Source organism: Pseudomonas trivialis (assembly GCF_001439805.1).
Lineage (GTDB): Bacteria > Pseudomonadota > Gammaproteobacteria > Pseudomonadales > Pseudomonadaceae > Aquipseudomonas > Aquipseudomonas trivialis.
The window spans coordinates 79,210-85,855 of the sequence record NZ_JYLK01000020.1 but is presented as its reverse complement, the minus strand read 5'-3'; the positions used below and the strand labels follow the sequence as shown (position 1 = coordinate 85,855).

The following is a 6,646-nucleotide window of genomic DNA, read 5'->3' as shown; positions in this document are numbered from 1 at the left end:
GGCTGTCGATGGCCGAAAGGGTTTTCTCGCCATCGGGCACGGCGATCTTGATCACGGTGAAACCGTGTTCCTTGCCGGCTTTTTCGGCGAAGGCCCATTCGGTCTGGAACCAGGGTTCTTCGGCCTGTTTGACCAGGAAGCCGATTTTGACTTCTTCAGCAGAAACCGCCCCGCTGAAGGCCAATGCAAACGCCACGGCGCCCAGGGTTTTCTTAAGTCTGTTTTTGACCAGCATGAACCACCTCATTCTTGTTATTGAGCAACGTTTCAGTCGTGGTACATCACAGACCGCCCGCCATCGATCATCAGGCAGGTGGCATTGATAAAGGGCGCCTCGTCGGTCGCCAGGAACAGCGCGGTCATCGCCACCTCAATGGGCTGGCCGATGCGCTTGGGCGGGTGCAGGTCGAACGCGCGCTGGCGCTCGGCATGGGGGTCGGGAAAGGCGTTCCAGTAATCGACGTTGAGCTGGGTTTCAATGTAGCCCGGCGCAATCGCATTCACGCGGATGCCCTTGGCCGCGTACTCGACGCCCAGGGCGCGGGTAAGGCCGAGCAGGCCGTGTTTGGCAACGGGGTACGGGAAGCAGCCAGGGATGATGTGGCTGGAATGGGTGGAGGCAATGTTGATGATGTTGCCGATGCCCTGCGCGATCATGTGCGGCAACACACTGCGGCAGCCATACCAGGCGCCGTCCAGGTCGATGGCGAAGCAGCGGCGCCAGTCGTCGTCGGTCATCTCCAGCGGGTCACGGAACACGTTGACCCCGGCGCAGTTGACCAGCACATCGACGCGACCGAAGCGCTCGATGGCCGTGTCGACCAGCGCCTGCCATTGGGCTTTGCAGGTGATGTCGACCGCTTGCGCGTAAATATCGGCGCCGCGTTCGCGCCAGTGGGCTGCGACCTTCTCGACCTTGTCGGCCTGGATATCGGCGATCACCAGACGCGCCTGCTGGGCCTGGAAACAGGCCACGATGGCCTCGCCAATACCCTGGGCGGCGCCGGTGATGATCACCACCTTGTTCTTCAGCCGCTCGCCGTAAACCGGCTCGGGCACGGCGGGGAGTGACAACGGTTGTGCCTGCATCGCTTCACCTGTTTTATTTTTGGCAGTGAGTGCTGATGCAGGCGACTATAAACCCGGAGCCTGAAATATCTCAATATATAAATTTACATCCCACATAGTGAGAAAAAAGCACAAAGCACTGTGGGAGGGGGCTTCAGTGTTTTAAGAGATGTACGTCAGCCAAGGGCAAAGTCGCGCAGCGCGTCGCCTTCCATGCGGTAGCGCACCCACTCTTCCTGGGGCTGGGCGCCGATGGACTTGTAGAAGGCAATCGCCGGCTCGTTCCAGTCCAGCACGCTCCATTCGAAGCGCCCGCAGCCATTGTCGCAGGCGATTTTGGCCAGGTGGCGCAGCAACTTCTTGCCCGCGCCGCCGCCGCGCTGTTCCGGGTTGATGTACAGGTCTTCGAGGTACAGGCAGTTGCTGCCCAGCCATGTGGAGTAACTGAAAAAGAACACCGCGAACCCAATCGGCAAACCGTCGCGCAGGCAGATCAGGCCATGGGCGGTGGCGCCCTCGCTGAACAGGCTGCGTTCGATATCCACCACACTGGCGATCACTTCATGCCGGGCCTTTTCATATTCGGCAAGCTCAGTGATGAAAGTCAGGATCTGCGCAGCATCGCTGGGCACGGCGGGGCGAATCTCGATGGTCATGGGTGAGCCTTGGCAGTTTCAAAGCACACATACTAAGGCCGTTTCATGACCGAATGCAGCGCAATTCATACCGGCAGCGCCAATGCGCCGACCAGCCCCGCCGGCAACGCCAGCTCCAGGGTGCGGGCCGGCGGCTGCGACTGTGGCGACCATTCGCTCAAGCCCAGCCCCGCACATTTGAGCCGCGCCTCGCGCTCGCACCAGGCGCGGGCAAACAGACGCGCCCGCTGCGCCTGGTTCGCCGCGCACAAGCGCGCCAGCACCTGCGGGCCCAGGTAATCGCTGGCGACGCCGCGCCAGTCCGCAGTCTCCTGCACGGCCATTACATCCACACCCACCGGGCCATGCAGATGCACCGCCGCTACCGAAAAATCACCGTCGTGACTGATCGACAGCCCGGCACGCGCATGCCCCGGCACCAGAATCTGCGGTGCCTGCCCGGCCCCGGCGGACGCTTCGATGCTGCAGCCCGGCACCTCCAGCAGTTGCAGCAGCACCTCACGCACGCGCGTGCGCGCCGCATCGCGCGTGGTGCCGGGCGTGTGCCGCAAGCCAAGCAGCAGAATGCCGGCCTGCCAACGCGGCACCGTCTCCGGCCACATGCACACGGGCACTGGCATCAGGCGCGGGCCGGTGCCGCCGGGCAGCCCACCCAACTGCTGCACGCCGGGATGCTCTCGCCCTTCATCACCAGGGTCAGCGGCCCCAGCCGTGCGCCGTCGCCGACCTCGGCGCTGTAGAGCACCGCACTGCGCGGCCCCATGTAGACCCGTGCACCGATCAGCACGCGGTCGATTTTCATCACGCGGTCTTCGAACAGGTGCGTCTGCGGGCAGGCGCCGGCGTTCAACTCGCTGTGGTCGCCGATGCTCACGCAGTCAAATTCGGTGATGTCGGTGGTGTCCATGTACACGCCACGGCCAATCCTGCAACCCAGGCCGCGAAACGCCAGTGGCAGCCACGGCGTGCCGCGCAGGTAGCTCATGAAATTGGGCGCGGCCATGCCTTCGTAAAGGCTGGTGATGCCTTCGGACAGCCACACAAAAGGCGTCCACATCGCCTCACAGCGCTTGCGATAGCGGCCCAGCACCAGCCATTTCAACGCCGCCACCAACAGGTAGTTGCCCAGGCTGTAGGCCAGGCCGATCAGCGCCAGGTAACCGAACACCGCGCCCCAGCGCTCGTCCTGCGCCACCGGCATCAGGTCGATCATGACCGTGTAGCCCACGGCGATCACCGTGGCGTGGGGCAACACGATGCGCAGGCCCTCGATGCTGCCACGGGCCAGACGACGCCACGGCGAGGGGCGGAACGTCAGGTGGTCCGGGTAGCCACTGACCTGTTCGCGCGCCGGCAGGTTGATCGGCGGCGAGCCGAGCCAGGTGTCGCCGCTGGCGATTTCGGCGTTGAGCGGCGCGCGGGAATGCACACCGATCAGCACGTTCTCGGGCAACGTCGTGCCGTCGGGAATGTAGCTGCCGTTGCCGACGAAGCTGCGGTGCGACACCACGGTCGGCTGAATGCGCATCCAGCCGCCGTCGACCTGTTCATCACCGAGCATCACGGCGTCGGCGATAAAGGTTTCATCGCCCAGGGTCAGCATGTCGGGGATCACGCCCTGGGCGGTGGAGATTTCCGCATCGCGGCCCACCTTCGCGCCCAGCAGGCGATACCACAGCGGCGCGTAGACCGTCGCATACAAACCGGACAACACGTTGAGGCTGGCCTCCTGAATGTGGCTCACCAGCCATTTGCTGCAATATACCCGGCTGTGCACCGGGTAGTTGCCCGGCTTGAGGCGCGGCAGCACGGCCCAGCGCAGCGCCGCCGAAATCAGCACCATCGCCACGATCAGCACAGTGGCGGCCGGCAGGGCCAGGGCAAAGTAACGCAGCAGTTGCACGCCCACGTTCTGCGCCTGCAGCCAGGGCAGGATCTGCTGCTCATCGAACCAGTCGATAAGGAAAAACGTCGGGAATACCGGCAGGAAAAACAGCGTGGCGATCAGCAGGATGCCGGCCCCGTAGAACAGGTTTTCCAGCAGCAGTTGGCCACGCCCGACCACCGGCCGCGGCGGCAGGCTGGCCGGGTCGAACGCGCCGATATCGACGGCAGGCGACCCGCTCCAGATGCGCTCGGCCGGCACGCTGGCACCATCGGCCAGCGCCGACTGCCCTTGCAGATGGGCGCTGCGGCCGAGCGCCGTGTTGCCTTCCAGAATGGTGTAGGAGCCCAGGCAAGCGTTCTCGTCCAGCGTGACCTGCCCAAGGTGCAGTTGGCCGCGCTCGACGCGGGCGTTTTCCAGGCTCACGCCGTTGCCGATGCTGACCTCATCGCCGATGTGCAACAGGTCGGGAACGCGCACGCCGAGGGAGCCGATATTGACCTCACGCCCAACCCTGGCGCCGAGCGCCCGCAGCCACAGGCTGTACAGCGAAGAACCGCTGAGCAGGTAGACCGGCGCCGACTCGATCATGCGCGACGCGGCCCACCAGCGAAAATAGGTCAGGCCCCACAACGGGTAGACGCCAGGTTTCAGGCGCCCGGCGATCAGCCATTTGCCGGCGATGGCCAGCACGAACTGCACCAGCGTCGCGAGCAGGAACACACCGATGGACGCTGCCGTGGCCACGGCCACCGAATCGCCCGGGCTGCCGGTGAGGTAGTGATACGTGAAAAACGGCGCCAGCCACTGACTCATGCGCAAGCACACCATCGCCGGCAGCAGTGCGGCCTGGGCCAACCCGCAGCGCCAGCGTGCCAGCGCCGACGGTGGGGTCCAGGCAGCTTGTTGCGCAGCCGGTTGCGGCATGGCTTGCAGCCCCTGCGCAATCGCGCCGACGCGGCGCTGCTGATAGATATCGCGCACGGTGATGTGGGCGAAGCGTGGGTCGGCGCGCAACGCCGAGGCCAGTCGCGCGGCGAAAAACGAGTGGCCGCCCAGGTCGCTGAAAAAGTCGGCCTCGCGACGAATCGGCTGGCCGGGGAAGAGTGCGTGCAGGGCGGCGAACAGCACGGTTTCGCCGGGGTTTTCCGGGCTGTCCGACTCCAGGCTCGCGCCGCTGGTGTCGACGCCAAGCGGCCGTGCCTTGAGGGTTTTGCGGTCGATCTTGCCGGAAGTCAGCCGCGGCATGCTGTCGAGCAGCTCAAAGCGGCTGGGCACCATGTAGGCCGGCAGGCGCGCCTGCAAGGCCTTGCGCAACTGCGCCGACAGGCCTTCGCCCGGCATGCCGCCCTCCGCCACCAGGTAGGCGATCAACTGGTCCATGCCGGCGTCGTTGCGCAACAGCACCGCAACCGTGCCCACGCCAGGCTGCTGGGCGAGCAAGGCTTCGATTTCGCCCAGCTCGACGCGAAATCCCCGGATTTTCACCTGATCATCGGCGCGCCCCAGGCACACCACCTGCCCGTCGGCGTCGATGCGCGCGAGGTCGCCGGTACGGTACAGACGTTCGTCGTGGTAGCCGCTGGCCCAGGGGTTGTCGATGAACTTTTCGCGGGTCAGGTCCGGGCGACCCAGGTAGCCTGCCGCCAGGCCCGGACCTATGATGCACAGCTCGCCGGTCTGCCCGCGCGCCAGCAGCGTCGGCGTGGCACCAGGGGCCAGGTCGGCTTCGATCACCAGTAAGCCATAGTTGGGCAGCGGCGTGCCGATGGTCACCGCAGCGCCAGGCTGCAACCGCGCCAGGCTGGCGGAAACGGTGGCTTCGGTGGGGCCGTAGGTGTTGAAGATCTGCCGACCGGGTCGACTCCAGCGCTCCACCAGCGATTCGGGGCACATTTCGCCGCCGAGGTTGATCAGGCGCAGGCTCGGCACGTCTTCGCTGAACAGCGCCAGCAAGGTGGGCACCGCGTGCAGCACGCTGATGCGCTGGCAAGTGAGCATGCGCGGCAAGGCTTCGGGGTCGCCAGTGATGTCCTTGGGGCCGAGCCACAGGGTGGCGCCCACCAGATAGGCGATCCAGATCTCCTCGAACGACATGTCGAAGGCCACGGAAAAACCCTGGTAGACGCGGTCGCTGGCCTGGATGCCGAGGATCGCATTCTCGCTGCGCAGGAAGTGGCAGATGCTGCCCTGGGAAATCAGGATGCCTTTGGGTTTGCCGGTGGAACCCGAGGTATAGATGACGTAGGCCGGGTCTTCGGGCCGGGCACCGCTGCGGCGTTGCAACGCACCTTGCAGCGGCGCGAGCAGATCATTTGCGCACCAGGCGACAAGCCCCACCTCAGCCAGCGCCGGCGCGCTGCCGTGTGCGCAAACAACGCCGACCGCCTGGGCGTCTTCCATGCACACTTGCAGGCGTTCGAGCGGCGTGTCCTCGTCCATCGGCAGCCAGGCCGCGCCGGCCTTGGCGATGCCGGCCTGCATCACCAATAGCTGCATGCCGCGCGGCATCCACAGGCCGACGATCTGCCCCGGCCGCACCCCCGCCTCGATCAGCCGCGAGGCCACGCAGGCGGCCTGCCGGTCCAGCTCGCCGTAGCTGAGCTGGCGCTCGCCGTCGATCAGCGCCACCTGCTGAGGATCACGCCTGGCGGTGGCCTCGAGCAGGTCGGCGAGTACCTCGTCACGCAACAGTTCAGGCTGGAGGGGACCGTACAACACCTCGCTCGGGCGCGTGTTCACGGGGTCTTTCAGCAAGCTCACGGTAGTCATGGCGGCAGTGTTCGCTGTGTGGGGGCCATCCGGCTAAGGCGCCGATACGTAATGTTGCGTGTCCGCTTCGTGTCACCCTCGATACACATCCGGGTGAATGAGGCCCTTGGGCTCCGTCTGGAAGGCGACGGATACGCGAAGACCTGGACAACGTCAGGGGACTATCGCAAAGGCCAGCTGTACGGCGCTTGAACGACTGCACATGCGGTACACAAAATCTTACAGGTGCCACAAGACCGTTCGTCGGCATTCAGGCACGAACCGC

Annotated in this window: 4 protein-coding genes and 1 pseudogene; all 5 read right to left on the bottom strand. The window is 65.3% G+C overall.

The features are described 5' to 3' along the window. A pseudogene (locus TU79_RS22830) lies at window positions 1–235 on the bottom strand (arabinose ABC transporter substrate-binding protein); the annotation flags it as partial. Window positions 236–267: 32 nt separating this feature from the next. Then, window positions 268–1,089 carry an SDR family oxidoreductase gene (locus TU79_RS22825; protein WP_057010108.1) on the bottom strand — a complete coding sequence of 274 codons (822 nt, stop codon included), beginning with the start codon at window positions 1,087–1,089 and terminating at the stop codon, window positions 268–270. A gap of 155 nt (window positions 1,090–1,244) precedes the next feature. Continuing rightward, window positions 1,245–1,724 (bottom strand): GNAT family N-acetyltransferase, encoded by a 480-nt coding sequence (locus tag TU79_RS22820; RefSeq protein WP_003193496.1) that lies wholly within the window; start codon window positions 1,722–1,724, stop codon window positions 1,245–1,247. Window positions 1,725–1,789: 65 nt separating this feature from the next. Then, a complete protein-coding gene (locus TU79_RS22815; RefSeq protein ID WP_057010107.1) occupies window positions 1,790–2,389 on the bottom strand; it encodes a 4'-phosphopantetheinyl transferase family protein in 600 nt (199 codons plus the stop codon). Next, complete coding sequence (locus TU79_RS22810) at window positions 2,344–6,381, bottom strand: Pls/PosA family non-ribosomal peptide synthetase (protein ID WP_057010106.1); 4,038 nt, start codon at window positions 6,379–6,381, stop codon at window positions 2,344–2,346. The genes TU79_RS22815 and TU79_RS22810 overlap by 46 nt, the downstream gene beginning before the upstream one ends. Window positions 6,382–6,646: the final 265 nt, after the last annotated feature.